The sequence below is a fragment of the Streptomyces sp. NPDC007896 genome (assembly GCF_042959425.1).
Taxonomy (GTDB): domain Bacteria; phylum Actinomycetota; class Actinomycetes; order Streptomycetales; family Streptomycetaceae; genus Streptomyces.
This window is the reverse complement of sequence record NZ_JBIBKX010000002.1, coordinates 737452-755455: the sequence shown is the minus strand read 5'-3', so window position 1 is coordinate 755455 and position 18004 is coordinate 737452. Positions and strand designations below refer to the sequence as shown.

At 69.8% G+C, this 18004-nt stretch carries 17 protein-coding genes; 9 read left to right on the top strand and 8 right to left on the bottom strand.

Annotated elements, in window-relative coordinates:
* Positions 1-93 precede the first annotated feature (93 nt).
* The 6 genes from ACFZDJ_RS10900 to ACFZDJ_RS10875 all read left to right on the top strand — a co-directional run bounded on the left by ACFZDJ_RS10900 (position 94) and on the right by ACFZDJ_RS10875 (position 5378).
* The gene (locus ACFZDJ_RS10900; protein ID WP_168509980.1) at positions 94-1899 is read left to right on the top strand and encodes a phosphatidylglycerol lysyltransferase domain-containing protein; all 1806 of its coding nucleotides are present in this window, start codon (positions 94-96) and stop codon (positions 1897-1899) included.
* 323 nt (positions 1900-2222) lie between these two features.
* The gene (folP, locus tag ACFZDJ_RS10895) at positions 2223-3083 is read left to right on the top strand and encodes a dihydropteroate synthase (protein WP_101399895.1); all 861 of its coding nucleotides are present in this window, start codon (positions 2223-2225) and stop codon (positions 3081-3083) included.
* Positions 3080-3574 carry a nuclear transport factor 2 family protein gene (locus tag ACFZDJ_RS10890; RefSeq protein WP_168509979.1) on the top strand — a complete coding sequence of 165 codons (495 nt, stop codon included), beginning with the start codon at positions 3080-3082 and terminating at the stop codon, positions 3572-3574. The genes folP and ACFZDJ_RS10890 overlap by 4 nt, the downstream gene beginning before the upstream one ends.
* 291 nt (positions 3575-3865) lie before the next feature.
* Complete coding sequence (gene folB / locus ACFZDJ_RS10885; RefSeq protein WP_384919075.1) at positions 3866-4225, top strand: dihydroneopterin aldolase; 360 nt, start codon at positions 3866-3868, stop codon at positions 4223-4225.
* Positions 4222-4833 carry a 2-amino-4-hydroxy-6-hydroxymethyldihydropteridine diphosphokinase gene (folK, locus tag ACFZDJ_RS10880; RefSeq protein WP_168494229.1) on the top strand — a complete coding sequence of 204 codons (612 nt, stop codon included), beginning with the start codon at positions 4222-4224 and terminating at the stop codon, positions 4831-4833. The genes folB and folK overlap by 4 nt, the downstream gene beginning before the upstream one ends.
* A gap of 56 nt (positions 4834-4889) precedes the next feature.
* On the top strand, positions 4890-5378 hold the full coding sequence (locus tag ACFZDJ_RS10875) for a DUF3180 family protein (RefSeq protein ID WP_391057790.1): 489 nt from the start codon (positions 4890-4892) through the stop codon (positions 5376-5378).
* 36 nt (positions 5379-5414) lie between these two features.
* Here the strand turns inward: ACFZDJ_RS10875 and folE are convergent, their stop codons facing one another.
* The 6 genes from folE to dacB form a co-directional block, all read right to left on the bottom strand.
* Entirely contained in the window at positions 5415-6020 is a 606-nt protein-coding gene (folE, locus tag ACFZDJ_RS10870; protein ID WP_168509977.1) for a GTP cyclohydrolase I FolE, read from the bottom strand.
* 142 nt (positions 6021-6162) lie between these two features.
* Entirely contained in the window at positions 6163-8190 is a 2028-nt protein-coding gene (gene ftsH, locus ACFZDJ_RS10865; protein WP_391057879.1) for an ATP-dependent zinc metalloprotease FtsH, read from the bottom strand.
* Between the two features lie 198 nt (positions 8191-8388).
* Positions 8389-8949 (bottom strand): hypoxanthine phosphoribosyltransferase, encoded by a 561-nt coding sequence (gene hpt / locus ACFZDJ_RS10860; RefSeq protein WP_168509975.1) that lies wholly within the window; start codon positions 8947-8949, stop codon positions 8389-8391.
* A gap of 110 nt (positions 8950-9059) precedes the next feature.
* On the bottom strand, positions 9060-10067 hold the full coding sequence (tilS, locus tag ACFZDJ_RS10855) for a tRNA lysidine(34) synthetase TilS (protein WP_384919070.1): 1008 nt from the start codon (positions 10065-10067) through the stop codon (positions 9060-9062).
* A gap of 192 nt (positions 10068-10259) precedes the next feature.
* Positions 10260-11384, bottom strand: a complete 1125-nt coding sequence (locus tag ACFZDJ_RS10850) for a zinc-dependent metalloprotease (RefSeq protein ID WP_168509973.1) — start codon at positions 11382-11384, stop codon at positions 10260-10262.
* Between the two features lie 120 nt (positions 11385-11504).
* Positions 11505-13118 carry a D-alanyl-D-alanine carboxypeptidase/D-alanyl-D-alanine-endopeptidase gene (gene dacB / locus ACFZDJ_RS10845; protein ID WP_391057787.1) on the bottom strand — a complete coding sequence of 538 codons (1614 nt, stop codon included), beginning with the start codon at positions 13116-13118 and terminating at the stop codon, positions 11505-11507.
* A 79-nt stretch (positions 13119-13197) separates the two neighbouring features.
* Between dacB and ACFZDJ_RS10840 the strand changes: the two genes are divergently transcribed.
* Entirely contained in the window at positions 13198-13689 is a 492-nt protein-coding gene (locus tag ACFZDJ_RS10840; RefSeq protein ID WP_054237475.1) for an inorganic diphosphatase, read from the top strand.
* Between the two features lie 118 nt (positions 13690-13807).
* Positions 13808-15448: a threonine/serine exporter family protein gene (locus tag ACFZDJ_RS10835; protein ID WP_390934318.1), complete on the top strand. Its 1641-nt coding sequence runs from the start codon at positions 13808-13810 to the stop codon at positions 15446-15448.
* 119 nt (positions 15449-15567) lie between these two features.
* Here the strand turns inward: ACFZDJ_RS10835 and ACFZDJ_RS10830 are convergent, their stop codons facing one another.
* On the bottom strand, positions 15568-16578 hold the full coding sequence (locus ACFZDJ_RS10830; RefSeq protein ID WP_391057784.1) for a VTT domain-containing protein: 1011 nt from the start codon (positions 16576-16578) through the stop codon (positions 15568-15570).
* A gap of 166 nt (positions 16579-16744) precedes the next feature.
* Between ACFZDJ_RS10830 and ACFZDJ_RS10825 the strand changes: the two genes are divergently transcribed.
* On the top strand, positions 16745-17110 hold the full coding sequence (locus ACFZDJ_RS10825; protein WP_384919056.1) for a YbjQ family protein: 366 nt from the start codon (positions 16745-16747) through the stop codon (positions 17108-17110).
* 73 nt (positions 17111-17183) lie between these two features.
* On the opposite strand, the gene ACFZDJ_RS10820 is transcribed toward ACFZDJ_RS10825, so the two are convergent.
* Positions 17184-17951, bottom strand: coding sequence for a TipAS antibiotic-recognition domain-containing protein (locus ACFZDJ_RS10820; protein ID WP_391057781.1), 768 nt, complete (start codon positions 17949-17951; stop codon positions 17184-17186).
* Positions 17952-18004 lie beyond the last annotated feature (53 nt).

The window sequence follows — 18004 nt, the reverse complement described above, 5'->3', positions numbered from 1 at the left end:
GAGGGCGCAATGTCGCCGGATGCCGGAATGGCGCCGGATTCAAGGTCTCTCGCAGAACTACGGGATGCGATGTCTGTCAGGATAGATGGGGAAATGTCGAGCGAGGTTCCAGACCGCACGGGCAGGGCGCGACGCATACTCCGTGGTCCGCGCCCAGAGGCCGTTCCCGCCCTCGTCGCCAGGGCCTGCACACTCGTAGGGCTCCTGGACATCGCCGCGGGGGTCTTCCCGCGCTTCCGGCGCAGCCGTATGCACACCATGGCCGAGGTGCTGCCCGGATCGTTCGGCCCCTTCGCCGCGGCGCTGTCGCTCAGCGCGGGCGTACTCCTGCTGCTGCTCGCACACGGGCTGCGGCGCCGCAAGCGCCGGGCGTGGCGGGCCGCCGTGGTCCTGCTGCCGGCGGGTGCCGTCGCCCAGTTCGCGTACCGCCATTCGATCATCGGCGTCGTCATCTCCCTCGCGCTGCTCGCGCCGCTGCTGCGCCACCGGAGCGAGTTCGCCGCCCTGCCCGATCCGCGCAGCCGCTGGCGCGCGCTCGCCAACTTCGTCCTCATGGGTGCCGGTTCCCTCGTCCTCGGACTGGTCATCGTCAGTGCCCACCAGAACCGGATGGTCGGCGACCCGAGCCTGGCCGACCGCATCACGCACGTCCTGTACGGCCTGGTCGGCTTCGAAGGCCCCGTCGACTACGCCGGGTCCACGTCCTGGACGGTCGCCTTCTCGCTCGGCGCGCTCGGCTGGCTGACCGCCGTCACGACGATCTACCTGGCCTTCCGGCCCGAGCACCCCGCCGCCCGCCTCACGGAGGACGACGAGACCCGGCTGCGGGCCCTGCTGGACAAGCACGGCGGCCGCGACTCGCTCGGCCACTTCGCGCTCCGCCGCGACAAGGCCGTCGTCTTCTCCCCCAGCGGCAAGGCGGCCGTCACCTACCGCGTCGTCTCCGGCGTGATGCTCGCCAGCGGCGACCCCATCGGTGACGTCGAGGCCTGGCCCGGCGCCATCGAACGCTTCATGGACGAGGCCAAGGCCCACTCCTGGACCCCCGCCGTCGTGGGCTGTTCGGAGACGGGCGGCGAGGTGTGGACCCGCGAGACCGGCCTCGACGCCCTCGAACTCGGCGACGAGGCGGTGGTGGACGTCGCGGATTTCTCCCTGTCCGGACGCGCGATGCGCAACGTGCGTCAAATGGTGAAGCGCATCGAACGGGCTGGCTACGAGACCCGGGTGCGGCGCATCCGTGACCTCAGCGAGGGCGAGCTGGAGCGGATACGACGTGCGGCCGAGGCCTGGCGCGGCACGGACACCGAGCGCGGCTTCTCCATGGCGCTCGGCCGCATCGGCGACCCGTCCGACGGCGACTGCCTGATCGCCACCGCCCACAAGGCGGACGACGCGCTCGGCCCGTACGGCGACCTGAAGGCCGTCCTGCACTTCGTCCCCTGGGGCACGGACGGGGCCTCCCTCGACCTCATGCGCCGCGACCGCTCGGCCGACCCCGGCATGAACGAGCTCCTCATCGTGGCGGCGCTCGAGGCGTCCCCGCGTCTGGACATCAAGCGGATCTCGCTCAACTTCGCGATGTTCCGCTCGGCGCTGGCACGCGGCGAGAAGATCGGCGCGGGGCCGGTACTGCGAGCCTGGCGGGGCCTGCTCGTCTTCCTCTCGCGCTGGTTCCAGATCGAGTCCCTGTACAAGTTCAACGCGAAGTTCCGCCCCCGCTGGGAGCCCCGCTTCGTCGTCTACCGCTCCTCCCGCGACCTTCCGCGCATCGGCATCGCCGCCATGCAGGCCGAGGGCTTCGTGAACCTGGCTCTCCCGAGCCTGCTGCGCCGCCGCACACCGGCTCCGCGCCCGTGCGCCCACGGCGTGGCGGAACGCGGGGTCAGGGCGGCGTAGCCCCCTTGAACAGGCCCGAGCGAGGGCCCCTACCCCAGCCCTGGGGCCCCTCGCTCGGGCCGTGGTCTCCCCTGGGGCCCGACATCAACACGTCCGCCCTTTTCGAGGCGACTGCTCACCCGACTTTCAAGGCGACTGCTCACCCGACCGAGACCGCACCCCGAGGGCGCTCCTCACCCTCCCGAGACCACACCCGGACGGGACTGCCTGGCCGACCGAGTCGGGTGGGTGTGCGGGAAACAGGACGCGACGCGGCCAAAAGACCCCCGCCGGAGCGAACCCGCAGACGATTCGGCCCCCCGCCGGAGGCCTAGGCTGGACGTATGAACTCCGAGCGCCGCCGCGGCCATGTCGCGGGACTGCCGACCTGGGACCGCTGCGCGGTCATGGGGGTCGTCAACGTGACCCCCGATTCCTTCTCCGACGGCGGCCGCTGGTTCGACACGACGGCCGCCGTCAAACACGGCCTCGACCTGGTCACCGAGGGCGCCGACCTGGTGGACGTCGGCGGTGAGTCCACCCGCCCCGGCGCGACCCGCGTCGACGAGGCGGAGGAGCTCAAGCGCGTCATCCCGGTCGTCCGCGGCCTCGCCTCCGAGGGCGTCACCGTCTCCGTCGACACCATGCGCGCATCCGTCGCCGAGCAGTCGCTCGCCGCGGGCGCCGCCCTGGTCAACGACGTGAGCGGCGGTCTCGCCGACCCCGCGATGATCCCCGCCGTCGCCGCGGCCGGCGCACCCTTCGTGGTCATGCACTGGCGCGGCTTCCTCGAGGGCGGCAACGTGAGGGGGACGTACGCGGACGTCGTCTCCGAAGTCGCCGACGAGCTGCACGCACGTGTGGAGGCCGTTCTGGCGGGCGGCATCGCCCCCGACCGCATCGTCGTCGACCCGGGCCTCGGCTTCTCCAAGGACTCCGAGCACGACCTGTCGCTGCTCGCCCACCTCGACCGGCTGAGCGAACTCGGCCACCCCCTGCTCGTCGCCGCCTCCCGCAAGCGGTTCCTGGGCCGCGTACTGGCGGGCCCTGAGGGCGCCCCGCCGCCGGCCCGCGAACGGGACGCCGCCACCGCCGCCGTCTCCGCGCTCGCCGCCCACCAGGGTGCCTGGGCGGTCCGCGTCCACGAGGTACGGGCCACCGCCGACGCCGTACGAGTCGCCCGGGCCGTCGAGGGAGCCCAGTGAGCGCACCCCGCACCGACATCGAGCAGGTCGAACTCGCCAACACCGCCTTCTACGAGGCACTCGAGCGGGGTGACTTCGAAGGACTGTCGTCGCTGTGGCTGGCCCCGCTGGACACCGCCGACGACGACATCGAGGGCGACGGCGCGGTGATCTCCTGCGTCCACCCGGGCTGGCCGGTCCTCAACGGCCGTGGCGAGGTCCTGCGCTCGTACGCGTTGATCATGGCGAACACGGAGTACATCCAGTTCTTCCTGACGGACGTGCACGTCTCCGTCACGGACGACACCGCGCTGGTGACCTGCACCGAGAACATCCTCAGCGGCGGCCCCGCCCCCGAGGACAGCGACGAGCTCGGCCCGCTCGTCGGCCAGCTGGTCGTCGCCACGAACGTGTTCCGCCGCACGGCCGACGGCTGGAAGCTCTGGTCTCACCACGCCTCACCCGTACTCGCCGAATCGGGCGAGGAGGAGGACGAGGACACCCCCGGCTGAGGACGAGAACACCCCCGCTGAGCCCCCGGACACCCCCGGTCGGGTGGGCGGGCGGCCCACGGGCACCAAGGAGTGGTTGGAATCACGAACCGCTGGGTAGGGGCGGCTACCAACCCGTGAGCCGCCGTGTTCCCCAGGGGAAACGCCCGATGAAGCCTCATGACCATCATGTGGGCGCGTGTCCCCGCGGGCGAGCTCTGTCAGTGCCCGCAGGTAGATTCGTTTGAGGCCGGTGCGCCGACCGCACTCGGTGGACATCGGCCGCTACCGACGATTGCAGGAGTGATTCGCGTGGATCGTGTCGCGCTGCGCGGCCTCAAGGCCCGCGGGCACCACGGTGTCTTCCAGAAGGAACGCGAGGAAGGCCAGACCTTCATCGTGGACCTGGCGCTGGGCCTGGACACCCGACCGGCCGCGGCCGAGGACGACCTGTCGAAGACCGTGCACTACGGCATCGTGGCGGAGGAGGTCGTGGCCGTCGTCGAGGGCGAGCCCGTCGACCTCATCGAGACCCTCGCCGAGCGCATCGCCCAGACCTGTCTGAAGCACGACGGGGTCCAGGAGGTCGAGGTCTGCGTGCACAAACCGGACGCGCCGATCACGGTCCCCTTCGACGACGTGACCGTCACGATCACCCGGAGCCGAGTATGACCGCCTACTTCACCGAGGGTCAGAGCGACCCGACCGTACAGCCGGTGCCCGCCTCCGTGGTCGAGCGGGTGGACGCCGCCGACACGACCCTGCAGAACCCGAAACGGGCGGTGCTCTCCCTCGGCTCGAACCTGGGCAACCGCCTGGAGACCCTTCAGGGCGCCATCGACGCCCTGGAGGACACCCCCGGCCTCCGCGTCAAGGCGGTCTCGCCCGTCTACGAAACGGAGCCCTGGGGCGTCGAACCGGGCAGCCAGCCGACGTACTTCAACGCGGTAGTGGTCCTCAAGACCACCCTCCCGCCGTCCTCGCTCCTGGAGCGGGCACACGCGATCGAGGAGGCCTTCCACCGCGTACGGGACGAGCGCTGGGGCCCGCGCACGATCGACGTGGACATCGTGGCGTACGCCGATGTCGTCTCCGGTGACCCGGTCCTGACCCTCCCTCACCCGCACGCCCACGAACGGGCCTTCGTACTGGCCCCCTGGCACGACGTGGAGCCCGAGGCCCAGCTGCCCGACCGCGGCCCCGTGGCCCACCTGCTCACCGCCGTCACCCGGGAAGGTGTCCTGCCCCGGCCCGACCTGGAACTCCGGCTGCCCGAGTAGTCGTTAAGGTCAGGACGACCAAGACGGGCTTACAAGAGGGGCAAAGGGACAACAACGTGAAACAGCTGCGCATCAGGACGCTGGCAGCCGTGTTCGTCGTGGCCGGTGTGCTGTCCTGGGCGGGCGCACGCCTGTGGAGCGCGGTGGGGACCCTCCCGCGGGTCCCGCTGGCCGCCCCCGTCGTCCTGGCCCTGATCGCCGTCGTCCTGCTGTCCACGGCGCTCTCGCTGCGCGCCCGCCTCAAGGCCCAGCGTGAACGCCGCCCCGGCGCCAAGGGCATCGACCCCCTGATGGCGGCCCGCGCGGTCGTCTTCGGCCAGGCGAGCGCCCTGGTCGCGGCCCTGGTGTCGGGCATGTACGGCGGTACGGGCGCGTTCCTGCTCGAGTCCCTGGACATCCCCGCCCGTCGCGACCAGGCCATCTACGCCGGTTTCTCGGTCCTCGCCGGCATCGCCGTGATAGCGGCCGCCTTCTTCCTGGAGCGCGTCTGCAAGCTCCCGGAGGACGACGACAACGAACACGGGGGCGCGGCCCCCGTCGCCTGACGGACGGGGCACGCGGCGGGCGTACGGGCCGGGGCGCTAACGCGCCATGATCAGGCTCATCGCCTCGTTGCGGGTGGCGGAATCGCGCAGCTGGCCACGCACGGCCGAGGTGATGGTCTTCGCGCCGGGCTTGCGCACCCCGCGCATCGACATGCACATGTGCTCGCACTCCACGACGACGATCACACCACGCGGCTCCAGGATCTTCATCAGGGAGTCGGCGATCTGCGTGGTGAGCCGTTCCTGCACCTGTGGCCGCCGGGCGTAGACGTCCACGAGCCGGGCCAGCTTCGACAGACCCGTGATCTTGCCGTCCGTGGACGGGATGTAGCCGACATGGGCCACGCCGACGAACGGCACCAGGTGGTGCTCACAGCTGCTGAGGACCTCGATGTCCTTCACGAGCACCATCTCGTCGTGCCCGAGGTCGAAGGTGGTCGTCAGCACGTCCTCGGGCTTCTGCCACAGCCCCGCGAATATCTCCCTGTACGCCCTGGCGACCCGCCCGGGCGTCTCGCGCAGTCCCTCGCGGTCCGGGTCCTCGCCGACCGCGATGAGAAGCTCCCGTACGGCGTTCTCAGCGCGCTTCTCGTCGAACTCGCCGATCACACCTTCGCCGTCCAGCGTCACGGGGTCGGTCATGTGGTCCTCGTTCCTGTGGATCTTGCGCGTGCTGGTCGACGCGTCCAAAACATGCGGTCGTGCGAAAATGCCGCGCCCCCCAGGCTAGAACCTGGGGGGCGCGGCATCCATTCCGGGCCTGGTGGGGCCGCCGGGAGCCGGGTCAGCCCTCGGAGCGGTCCTCCGGAGCCACTTCCTTCGCCGGGACGGACTCCGTCACATTGGCGATGGCCGACGTCGATCCGTTCGCCCCGTTCGTCAGTGACAGCTCCTTGGGGGAGAGCACCGGCGGGCGGGTGGACGGGGTGCGCCGGGAGGAGCCGGTCCACGCGGGGCGGGCCGGGCGCTTGTGGATCGGAGCGAAGATCTCGGCGATCTGCTCCTTGCTCAGCGTCTCCTTCTCCAGCAGCTGGAGCACCAGCGCGTCGAGGACGTCGCGGTTCTCGACCAGGATTTCCCAGGCCTCGTTGTGCGCGTTCTCGATGAGCTTCTTGACCTCTTCGTCGACGAGCGCGGCGACCTCTTCCGAGTAGTCACGCGGGTGCGACATCTCCCGGCCCAGGAAGGGCTCGGTGTTGTCGCCGCCGAACTTGATCGCGCCCAGACGCTCGGTCATGCCGTACTGCGTGACCATCGCGCGGGCCGTTGCGGTGGCCTTCTCGATGTCGTTCGCAGCGCCCGTGGTGGGGTCGTGGAAGACGAGCTCCTCGGCCGCGCGGCCGCCCAGCATGTAAGCCAGCTGGTCCAGCATCTCGTTGCGCGTCGTGGAGTACTTGTCCTCGTCCGGCAGGACCATCGTGTAGCCGAGGGCACGGCCACGCGACAGGATCGTGATCTTGTGGACCGGGTCGGAGTTCGGAGACGCCGCCGCGACCAGGGCGTGGCCGCCCTCGTGGTACGCGGTGATCTTCTTCTCCTTGTCCGACATGATCCGGGTCCGCTTCTGCGGGCCCGCGACCACGCGGTCGATCGCCTCGTCCAGCATGGAGTTGTCGATCAGCTTCATGTCGCTGCGGGCCGTCAGAAGCGCGGCCTCGTTCAACACGTTGGCGAGATCGGCACCCGTGAAGCCGGGGGTGCGGCGGGCGACGGCCGAGAGGTCGACGTCCTGCGCGACCGGCTTGCCCTTCTGGTGAACCTTGAGGATCTCCAGACGGCCCTGCATGTCCGGGCGGTCGACCGCGATCTGCCGGTCGAAGCGGCCGGGCCGCAGCAGCGCCGGGTCGAGGATGTCGGGCCGGTTCGTGGCGGCGATGAGGATCACACCGCCCTTCACGTCGAAGCCGTCCATCTCGACGAGCAGCTGGTTCAGCGTCTGCTCGCGCTCGTCGTGACCACCGCCGAGGCCGGCGCCGCGATGGCGGCCGACCGCGTCGATCTCGTCGACGAAGACGATCGCCGGAGCGTTCGCCTTGGCCTGCTCGAACAGGTCACGGACTCGGGAGGCACCGACACCGACGAACATCTCGACGAAGTCGGAACCCGAGATCGAGTAGAAGGGGACGCCTGCCTCGCCCGCGACAGCGCGTGCGAGCAGCGTCTTACCGGTTCCAGGAGGCCCGTACAGGAGCACGCCCTTGGGGATCTTCGCCCCGACGGCCTGGAACTTCGCCGGCTCCTGGAGGAACTCCTTGATCTCCTGGAGCTCCTCGACCGCCTCGTCCGAACCCGCGACGTCCGAGAACGTCGTCTTCGGGGTGTCCTTGGTGATGAGCTTCGCCTTGGACTTCCCGAAGTTCATGACCCGGGAGCCGCCGCCCTGCATCTGGTTCATCAGGAACAGGAAGACGACGACGATGAGGACGAAGGGAAGCAGAGACAGCAGGATGCCGAGGAACGGGTTCTGCTTGGACGGCGAGACCGTGTAGCCGTCCGGCATCTGCTTGTTCTGGAACTTGTCCTGGAGTGTGTTGGCGAGGTTGACGCCCTGGTCACCGATGTAGCTCGCCTGGATCTTGGAGCTGCCGGAGACCTTCTGGCCATCCTTGAGCTGCACCTTGATGACTTGCTCGTCACCGGTGGTCAGCTTGGCCTCTTGGACCTTGTTGTCATTGATCGCCTGGACGACCTGGCCGGTGTCCACTGTCTTGTAGCCGCCGGACGAGCCGACGACCTGCATCAACACGACCACGGCAAGGACGGCCAGCACGATCCACATGACCGGCCCACGGAAGTATCGCTTCACGTCCATCCATACGGAGCGGTGCCGCCCCGTCCCTCCTGCCATAGTGAGTTTGATAAAGACTTATAAAGACTGTTCTTCGGACGGTACCCCAGCATTGTCACCCGAAGCTGCAGGGGACGACTGGCAATCCCGCCCACGCATGCTCCAACGGCGCGAAACCCGCTGGGGTTCCCGATCGTCTTACGAGGACTGGGACCCGGAGGTTCAGCCGCCGTAGACGTGAGGCGCGAGCGTACCGACGAACGGGAGGTTGCGGTACTTCTCCGCGTAGTCGAGGCCGTAGCCGATCACGAACTCGTTGGGGATGTCGAAGCCGACCCACTCCACGTCGATCGCGACCTTGGCCGCCTCCGGCTTGCGCAGCAGCGTGCACACCTTGAGGGAGGCCGGCTCGCGGGAACCGAGGTTGGAGATGAGCCAGGACAGGGTCAGCCCCGAGTCGATGATGTCCTCGACGATCACGACGTGCTTGCCCTTGATGTCGGTGTCGAGGTCCTTGAGGATCCGCACCACACCCGAGGACTGGGTGCCCGCGCCGTACGACGACACCGCCATCCAGTCCATGGTGACGGGGGTGGACAGCGCACGCGCGAGGTCCGCCATGACCATGACGGCGCCCTTGAGGACACCGACGATCAGCAGGTCCTTGCCCGCGTACTCCGCGTCGATCTTCGCGGCCAGCTCAGCCAGCTTGGCGTCGATCTCTTCCTTGGTGATGAGCACCGACTTGAGGTCGGTGCTCATGTCTTTCGCGTCCACCCGCATCACTTTCGGTCGTCCGGTCCCACTTTTCCTGGGCGGCCACCCGGACCGCCCGTGACCCGAGTGAGGGGTCCCGGAGAGCCGCGCGAGCGGTCCCGATGGAGGGTCCGGTTTCAGCCTTGCCGAATCACCAGTCTGCCACCCTGCCGCTGAGCGACGACTTTGCCCGGGAGATTGATGGCTCCCTGACCGCGCCAGCCGGTGATCAGCCGGTCGACTTCTTCGATGTGGCGGGCGAACAGCGAACCGGCCGGGGCGCCCGCCTCGATGGCGGCGCGGCGCAGGATGCGGCGGCGTACGGCGGGCGGCAGGGCGTAGAGCTTCGCGCACTCCAGGAGGCCCGCCGTGTCGCGTACGGAGGCCTCGGCCTGGCGGGCCCAGGCGTCGAGGGCGTCGGCGTCGTCACGGGACAGCTGTGCCGTCCTGGCGAGGGCCTCGACGACTCCCTTGCCGAGCGCCTTCTCCAGGGCGGGCAGGCCCTCGTGGCGCAGCCGGGAGCGGGTGTAGGCCGGGTCGGCGTTGTGCGGGTCGTCCCAGACGGGCAGCGACTGGACCATGCAGGCCTTGCGGGCGGTCTGCCGGTCCAGGTGCAGGAACGGTCGGCGGTAACGGCCGCCGGCCCCCGAGACCGCGGCCATGCCGGACAGGGAGCGGATGCCGGAGCCGCGGGCGAGGCCCAGCAGCACCGTCTCGGCCTGGTCGTCACGGGTGTGGCCCAGCAGGACGGCGGAGGCGCCGTGGCGCACGGCGGCGGCATCCAGGGCGGCGTACCGGGCGTCGCGGGCGGCGGCCTCGGGGCCGCCGTCGCGGCCCACGGTGACGGCGAGGGACTCGACGGGGGTCATGCCGAGCTCGACGAGGCGGGAGACGACGTCGTCGGCGCGCAGATCGGAGCCGGGCTGCAGACCGTGGTCCACGGTGATGCCACCGGCGCGGATGCCGAGTTTGGGGGCTTCGAAGGCGAGCGCGGAGGCGAGCGCCATGGAGTCGGCGCCGCCGGAGCAGGCGACGAGGACGAGCGGGGAGGACTCGCCTGGGGGACGGGTGTGGTCGGTGAGGATGTCGTGGAGTACGCGGCGGACCGCCAGGCGTATCGCCGCGACCGCAGGATGGGGACCCATGTCCGGTTCCCTTCATGAAGTTTTCGGGGGGTGAGCCCGAGTCTGGTCACACAGAGTGTGTAGATGGTGACAGAAACGGGCCGTTCCCCGAGCATTGCACGCCTACCGTTGGCTCACGGTCCCTCGGACGGGTGATTGGAGGGGCGTTCACCTGCCGTCGGCCGAATTCGTTTCACGACCTTGCCGTAGGGTTCACGACTCCGCCTTGCGGTGCACCCGCGCGACCCAGTCCGCCGGTTTGGCGATCTCCGTCTTGGTCGGGAGGGTGTTCGGGGAAGTCCACACACGGTTGAAGCCGTCCATGCCCACCTGGTCGACGACCGCGCGCACGAACCGCTCACCGTCCCTGTACTGCTTCAGTTTGGCGTCCAAACCGAGCAGCTTGCGCAGGGCGAGGTCCAGTCGCGAGGCCCCCTTGGCCCGGCGCTGCTGGAACTTCTCGCGGATCTCGCCCACGGACGGGACCACGTCCGGGCCCACACCGTCCATCACGAAGTCCGCGTGGCCCTCCAGGAGGGACATCACGGCGGTGAGGCGGCCGAGGATCTCCCGCTGGGCAGGCGTCTGCACGATCTCGACCAAAGACCGGCCCCCGTCGTCCTCCTCACCCTCGGGACGGCCGCCCGCGAGCGACTGGGCGGCCTCCCTGATGCGCTCCAGGACCGTCATGGGGTCGACCTCGGTCTCGCCCAAGAAAGACTGGATTTCGCCCTCCAGGTGGTCGCGCAGCCAGGGCACGGCCGTGAACTGCGTACGGTGCGTCTCCTCGTGCAGACACACCCACAGGCGGAAGTCGTGGGGCTCCACGTCGAGTTCGCGCTCCACGTGGACGATGTTCGGCGCGACGAGGAGGAGCCTGCCGCCGCCGTTCTCACCCGCCGGGAGTTCCCTGGTCGCCGGGGCGAAGGTCTCGTACTGCCCGAGGACGCGCGACGACAGGAACGACAGCAGCATGCCCAGCTCCACGCCGGTGACCTTGCCGCCGACGGCGCCGAGGACTGCTCCGCCCGGGGTGGTCCCCCGCCGCTCCTGCATCTTGTCCAGCAGGGGTTTCAGGAGCTCCCGGAACCCCGCGACGTTCGCCCGGACCCAGCCCGGGCGGTCCACCACGAGGATGGGGGTGTCGTGGATGTCCTCCGTGCCCATACGAGTGAAGCCCCGGACGTGCTCCTCCGAGGCTTTCGCATGCCGGCGCAGCTCCGCGACGACCTCTCGGGCCTCGTCGCGGCTCACCTCGGGGCCAGGCCGCACAAGCCGTGTCGCGGTCGCCACCGCGAGATTCCAGTCGACCATCTCGGCACCACCGATGCTCGTCATGCGTCAACCGTACGTGAGCGGGCCCAAGTGCGGTGAGGGGTACGGCGCCGGATACGCCCGTGCTCCGGGGCGTACGGGGCTCGTGGTACGGGCGTTGCCCGGGATCCGGCCGGGCCGGTCCTAACGGCAGCCGCAGCCCGCCAGTGCCGAGGCCGTGCGGTCCAGGGCCGACTGCGCCGCCGACGGATCGGTCGTGTCGGAGGCCAGGAAGGCGAAGGCCAGCAGGCGGCCGTCGGCGTCGACGACCGTGCCCGCCAGGGTGTTCACCCCGGTCAGCGTGCCGGTCTTGGCGCGTACGAGGCCGGTGCCGGACGCGTCGTCGGCGTAGCGGTCGCTGAGGGTGCCCGTGAAGCCCGCGACCGGCAGACCGGTCAGGATGGGCCGGAGTTCGGGGCGGGCGGGGTCACCGGCCTTGACCAGGAGGGCCGTGAGCAGGTCCGCCGTCAGCCTGTCGTCCCGGTTCAGACCGCTGCCGTCCGTGAAGTGCGCGCCGGACAGCGGGAGTCCGAGCTTCTTCAGCTCGGCGTCGATCGCCGCCGCGCCGCCATCGAAGTCGGCCGGTCGGCCGGTGGCGAGGGCGACTTGGCGGGCCATGGCCTCCGCGATGTCGTTGTCGCTGTTCGTCAGCATCCGCTCGATGAGGGCGGACAGGGGCGGCGAGGAGACCGAGGCGAGGGACTGCGAGCGGTTCGTCGCCTTGGAGGGGCCGGGAGTCGCCGTCTTGATGCCCTTGGCCTCCAGCAGCTGCGCGAACTTCCCGGCCGCGTCCGCCGCCGGGTCCGCGGCGCGGGTGACCGGGCCGCTGGCCGAGTCGTCGGTGCGGGCCTCGTCGACCATCAGGGCGCTGACCGGCGCGAGGTTGGGGTTGGTGCCGATGGGGTGCAGGGCGGGACCGGTGTAGAGCGAGGTGTCGTACGAGAGCGTCACCTCGGTCAGATGACGGGCCTTCAGGGCGGTCGCCGTCTCGTCGGCCAGGGTGCGCAGGCTCGCCCAGCCCGCCGCCTCCTTGCGGGCGGTCAGCGTGGGGTCGCCACCGCCGACGAGCACGACCTCCTTGGTGCCGGGCTCCAGGACCGCGCGGGTCTCGATACGGTGGTCGGCGCCCGCCGCGGAGAGCGCGGCGACCGCGGTGGCGATCTTCGTGGTGGAGGCCGGGGTCTGCGCGTCGTCGGCGCCCTTGCCGTACAGCCTCTTGCCGGTCGCCACGTCGACGACCACGGCCGTACGTCGCCCGCCGAGCGCGGGGTCGCCCAGAAGCCGGTCGAGGGTGTTCGTGAGGGCCTTCTGAGCGGGTGCGGGCACCGAGACGGTGGAGCCGCCGAGACCGATCAGTACGGAGGCGGCGCTGGGCGCGGGCTTCGGCGCCGCGGGGGACGTATCGGAACTACGTCCGTGATCTGTGCCACCCTCCCCTTCTCGCGATGCGGCCCAGTCACGCTCGGCCGTACGCTGACCGGAGGAGTCCCAGGGGCCGACCAAGGCCACCGCCCCGGCCGCGAGTGCCAGGCCCGCGGTGGCGGCGACGGCTGTGAGCTGCGGGGTCGTGAACTTCACGGAACGCGGCCGCACGGCTTGAGCGGCCCGCGCCACATGCGGTCGCACGGACTGCGCAGCCCTCGTCACACGCGGCTGCACGGCCTGCGCGACCCGCGTCACGTGCGGCTGCACGGTCCGCTTGATCCGCACCACATGCGGTCTCGCGGCCCGCCAAGCCTTCAGCTCTGGCACGACCACCAGCCCCTTTCGCGATCACACACCTGCGTGAGGGACACTTAATCACCAGAACTATGTGTTGATCATGGAGGAGCCACCGGTGGAGTTCGACGTCACGATCGAGATTCCGAAGGGTTCGCGGAACAAGTACGAGGTGGACCACGAGACCGGTCGGATCCGCTTGGACCGTCGACTCTTCACCTCGACCAGCTACCCGGCCGACTACGGCTTCGTCGAGAACACCCTCGGCGAGGACGGCGACCCGCTGGACGCGCTGGTCATCCTGGACGAGCCGACCTTCCCGGGCTGCCTCATCCAGTGCCGCGCGATCGGCATGTTCCGTATGACGGACGAGGCCGGCGGCGACGACAAGCTGCTGTGCGTCCCGGCGCACGACCCGCGCGTGGAGCACCTGCGGGACATCCACCACGTGTCGGAGTTCGACCGCCTGGAGATCCAGCACTTCTTCGAGGTCTACAAGGACCTCGAGCCCGGCAAGTCCGTCGAGGGCGCCAACTGGGTCGGCCGCGCGGAGGCCGAGGCCGAGATCGAGCGTTCCTACAAGCGCTTGAAGGAGCAGGGCGGTCACTGATCCCCCCTGAGCCCCGCGGGCCGCGTGACCCCTCCTGGGGTGGCGCGGCCCGTTCGCGTATCCGTGCGCATACTGGGGCGTACGGGAGGTGCACGGTCGGCAACAGCGGGAGTGGTGGGTGACGGAGGCGGAGGACCGCAAACCGCAGTCGGACGAGGCGAGGAGTGCCTTCGCACAGCCGGACGGCGTGGCACCGGCGGTCGAGGACGAATCGGGGACCACGTCGGAGTTCGCGGTCCCCAAGGGGCTCGTGCCGCCCGAGACGGCCGGCGCCGAGTCCGAGGGGTCGGCGTTCAGCACCCCGCGCACCTACAGCGCGAAGCACGCCCCGCCCGCCTTCACACCGGCGACCGGCGTCCCCGTGGTCAGCCTGACCAAGGACGTGCCCTGGCAGGACCGGATGCGCACGATGCTGCGCATGCCGGTGGCCGAGCGTCCGGCACCCGAACTGCTGCACAAGGAGGACGAGGCCGGCCCGGCCGTCCCCCGCGTGCTCGACCTGACGCTGCGCATCGGCGAGTTGCTGCTCGCGGGCGGTGAGGGCGCCGAGGACGTGGAGACGGCGATGTTCGCCGTCTGCCGCTCGTTCGGCCTGGACCGCTGCGAACCGAACGTCACCTTCACGCTGCTGTCGATCTCGCACCAGCCGTCCCTGGTGGACGATCCCGTGACGGCCTCCCGGACCGTACGCCGCCGGGGCACCGACTACACGCGGCTCGCGGCCGTCTACCGGCTCGTCGACGACCTCAGCGACCCGGAGACCACGTTCTCCCTGGAGGAGGCCTACCGGCGCCTCGCGGAGATGCGGCGCAACCGGCACCCGTATCCCGGCTGGGTGCTGACCGGCTGCACCGGGCTGCTGGCGGGTGCGGCCTCGGTGCTCGTGGGCGGTGACGCGATCGTGTTCGTCGCCGCGGCGCTCGGCGCGATGCTGGGCGACCGGCTGGCCTGGCTCTGCGCGGGCCGCGGGCTGCCGGAGTTCTACCAGTTCACGGTGGCCGCGATGCCGCCGGCCGCGATAGGGGTCGCACTCCAGCTCGCGCACGTCGACACGAACTCCTCCGCGGTGATCACCGGTGGACTGTTCGCGCTGCTGCCCGGGCGGGCGCTCGTCGCGGGCGTCCAGGACGGACTGACCGGCTTCTACATCACCGCGTCCGCGCGCCTCCTGGAGGTCATGTACCTCTTCGTGGGCATCATCGTCGGCGTCCTCATCGTGCTCTATTTCGGCGTGAAGTTCGGCGCCGCGCTCAATCCGGACCAGGCTCTCAGCATCTCCGAGCGGCCCCTGGTGCAGATCGCCGCCGCCATGCTGCTGTCGCTGACCTTCGCGGTCCTGCTCCAGCAGGAACGATCCACGGTGCTCGCGGTGACCCTCAACGGAGGCGTCGCCTGGTCGGTGTACGGGGCGATGCACTACCCGGGCGGTATCTCACCGGTCGCCTCCACCGCCGTCGCGGCGGGCCTGGTGGGCCTCTTCGGGCAGCTGCTGTCCCGCTACCGGTTCGCGTCCGCGCTGCCGTACACGACCGCCGCGATAGGGCCCCTGCTCCCAGGGTCGGCCACTTACTTCGGGCTGCTGTCGATCGCCCAGAGCAACGTCGACAAGGGGCTGGTCTCGCTCTCCAAGGCCGCGGCGCTCGCCATGGCCATCGCCATCGGTGTGAACCTGGGGTCGGAGATCTCGCGGCTGTTCCTGCGGGTGCCGGGGGGCTCCACCGGGGGACGAAGGGCTGCCAAGCGGACGCGGGGGTTCTGAGCGCCGGGTGCCTACGAACTCGGACGCTGCTGTCGGGCGGCGGCTACGGGCTTGTTGTGGCTGATCGCGCCCACGCGGCGGAGCCGCATATGTCACAGCCCGCGGCCCTTTCGGGGCGCTCAGTTGCCGTACGGGTTTTGTTGGTAGCTCTGGTCCTGGTTGCCGTAAGGCTGCTGCTGCGGGTAACCCTGCTGGGGCGGGTAGCCCTGGCCCTGATCGTAGTTGGGGTCGTAGTTCGGGTCGTAGCTCTGACCGTAATTCTGGTCGTAGCCCTGGCCCTGGTAGTAACCCTGGTCCTGGTTGCCGTACGGCTGCTGCTGCGGGTAGCCCTGGGCGTACTGGTCCTGCTGGTGCCGGTCCTGCTGGTACGGGTCCTGCTGGTACGGGTCCTGGCTCTGCTGGGGCTGGTGCATGCGCAGCGGGCGGGTCGCGTCGTCCATGACGGGGGCCGTGGGCTGCTGCTGGTAGGCGGCCGGGCCCTGCGGGGCCTCCGGCGCCGGCGGGTTCTTCTTGGCCTTGGAGCGCGCCCGCAGGAACTCGATGGCGATCGGGATCACCGAGACGAGGACGATCAGGATCAGGATCGCCTCGATGTTGTTCTTGACGAAGTCGATCTTGCCGAGCCAGGAGCCGAGCAACGTGACGCCGGCGCCCCACAGGACACCACCGATGATGTTGAAGGTGAGGAAGGAGCGGTACTTCATGCCGCTGACGCCCGCGATGATCGGCGTGAAGGTGCGCACGATGGGCACGAAGCGGGCGAGGACCAGGGACTTGGGCCCGTACTTCTCGAAGAACTCGTGGGCCTTGACCACGTTCTCCTGCTTGAAGAGGCGGGAGTCCGGGCGGGTGAAGAGCGAGGGGCCGACCTTCTTGCCGAACAGGTAACCCGCCTGGTCGCCGAGGACCGCGGCGACGCAGATCAGGGCGACGGCCGCCCACAGCGGGAAGTCGAGCTGGTTCGACGTGATCAGCAGACCGCAGGTGAACAGCAGCGAGTCACCCGGCAGGAAGAATCCGATCAGCAGGCCGGACTCGGCGAAGACGATGAGCAGCAGGCCCCAGATGCCGAAGTTGTCCAGGAGCGTGTTCGGATCCAGCCAGCTTGGACCAAGGGCAAGCGTCGTCACGGTTCCGGGCTCCTGAGGGGTGAAGGAAGAGTACGGCGGTCCTGGGACGGCAGTACGGCAGTACATCAGTACTGTCGGCCAAAGCTATCAACGCACAGTGTCCGTGCCAGGTTCCACCAGTGCCCCCAGGATGCACTGTGTGCCCCCTGGGACAAAGCTGTGGACCATGGGCATCGAGGAATACGGAGGCGGCCAGGGACCTCAGTCGGACGTCCTGGTCGTGACGACGAACGACGCACCCGGATACCGCGTCCAGCAGGTCATCGGCGAGGTCTTCGGTCTCACCGTGCGCTCCCGGCATCTGGGCAGCCAGATCGGCGCGGGTCTGAAGTCGATGATCGGCGGTGAACTCAAGGGGCTCACCAAGACCCTCGTGGAGACCCGCAACCAGGCCATGGAACGGCTCGTCGAGCAGGCACGCGCGAGGGGGGCGAACGGCGTGCTGATGATGCGGTTCGACGTGACCGAGGCGGCGGACGTGGGCACGGAGGTGTGCGCCTACGGCACCGCGGTGGTCCTGGTGAAGGAGTAGGGCGCGACCGGCCGCAGATCCGGAATCCAGTAAGGGGCACCCGCCACGGCGGGTGCCCCTTACCGCCCCACCGTCAGGCTTCCTGGGAGTGCCGGGCCGCGTTCGCCGTGATCGCGTCCCTGAGGTGCTCGGCGAGACCCGGGCGCATGGAGTCGTAGTACGCCTTGAAGCGTTCGTCCGACACGTACATCGCGCCGAGGCAGCCGTGGAGCTCGTACGAGCAGTCGTAGTACCACTTGACGATGTGCTGCCGGTGTTCCTCGGCCATGTCCATGGCCCGCTCGCCGGTCGCGGGTTCGCCCGCTTCCATGAGGGCGTCGTAGCGCTCGCTCCAGGAGGCGACCTCGGCCTGGACGCGCTGCCAGTCCTCCTTGGTGTAGCGGGCGGCGCGGCGCTGTGACTCGGCGTACTCCGCCGTGCCGCCCCACCGCTGTTCGGCCTCCTGCGCGTGCTCTTCGGGATCCTTGTCCCCGAAGACCTCGAACTTCTCCTCGGGCGTGAGGTTGATGCCCATCGTGCGTGCCTCCATGGCGTGCTCCACGGCCGCGGCCATCTTCTGCAGCTTCTCGATCCGGGCGGTCAGCAGCTCGTGCTGGCGGCGCAGATGCGCGCGCGGGTCCGCCTCCGGGTCGTCGAGCAGGGCCGCGACCTCGTCGAGCGGGAAGCCCAGCTCCCGGTAGAACAGGATCTGTTGCAGCCGGTCGAGGTCGTCGTCGCTGTAACGCCGGTGCCCCGCGTGGCTGCGCTCGCTCGGCACGAGCAGGCCGATCTCGTCGTAGTGGTGCAGGGTGCGCACCGTGACCCCGGCGAAACCGGCGACCTGGCCCACTGAGTAGCCCACTTCCGCTCCTTCCTCGGTACGCGTCCCACCATCAGCCCTCACGCCACGTGAGG

What these genes read in the sequence shown, in the direction of transcription:
- ACFZDJ_RS10825 (WP_384919056.1), top strand. Translation starts at nt 16,745, where the DNA reads ATGGGCATCGAGGAATACGGAGGCGGCCAGGGACCTCAGTCGGACGTC.
- ftsH (WP_391057879.1), bottom strand. Translation starts at nt 8,190, where the DNA reads ATGGACGTGAAGCGATACTTCCGTGGGCCGGTCATGTGGATCGTGCTG.
- folP (WP_101399895.1), top strand. Translation starts at nt 2,223, where the DNA reads ATGAACTCCGAGCGCCGCCGCGGCCATGTCGCGGGACTGCCGACCTGG.
- hpt (WP_168509975.1), bottom strand. Translation starts at nt 8,949, where the DNA reads ATGCGGGTGGACGCGAAAGACATGAGCACCGACCTCAAGTCGGTGCTC.
- folK (WP_168494229.1), top strand. Translation starts at nt 4,222, where the DNA reads ATGACCGCCTACTTCACCGAGGGTCAGAGCGACCCGACCGTACAGCCG.
- tilS (WP_384919070.1), bottom strand. Translation starts at nt 10,067, where the DNA reads ATGGGTCCCCATCCTGCGGTCGCGGCGATACGCCTGGCGGTCCGCCGC.
- ACFZDJ_RS10900 (WP_168509980.1), top strand. Translation starts at nt 94, where the DNA reads ATGTCGAGCGAGGTTCCAGACCGCACGGGCAGGGCGCGACGCATACTC.
- ACFZDJ_RS10850 (WP_168509973.1), bottom strand. Translation starts at nt 11,384, where the DNA reads ATGACGAGCATCGGTGGTGCCGAGATGGTCGACTGGAATCTCGCGGTG.
- folE (WP_168509977.1), bottom strand. Translation starts at nt 6,020, where the DNA reads ATGACCGACCCCGTGACGCTGGACGGCGAAGGTGTGATCGGCGAGTTC.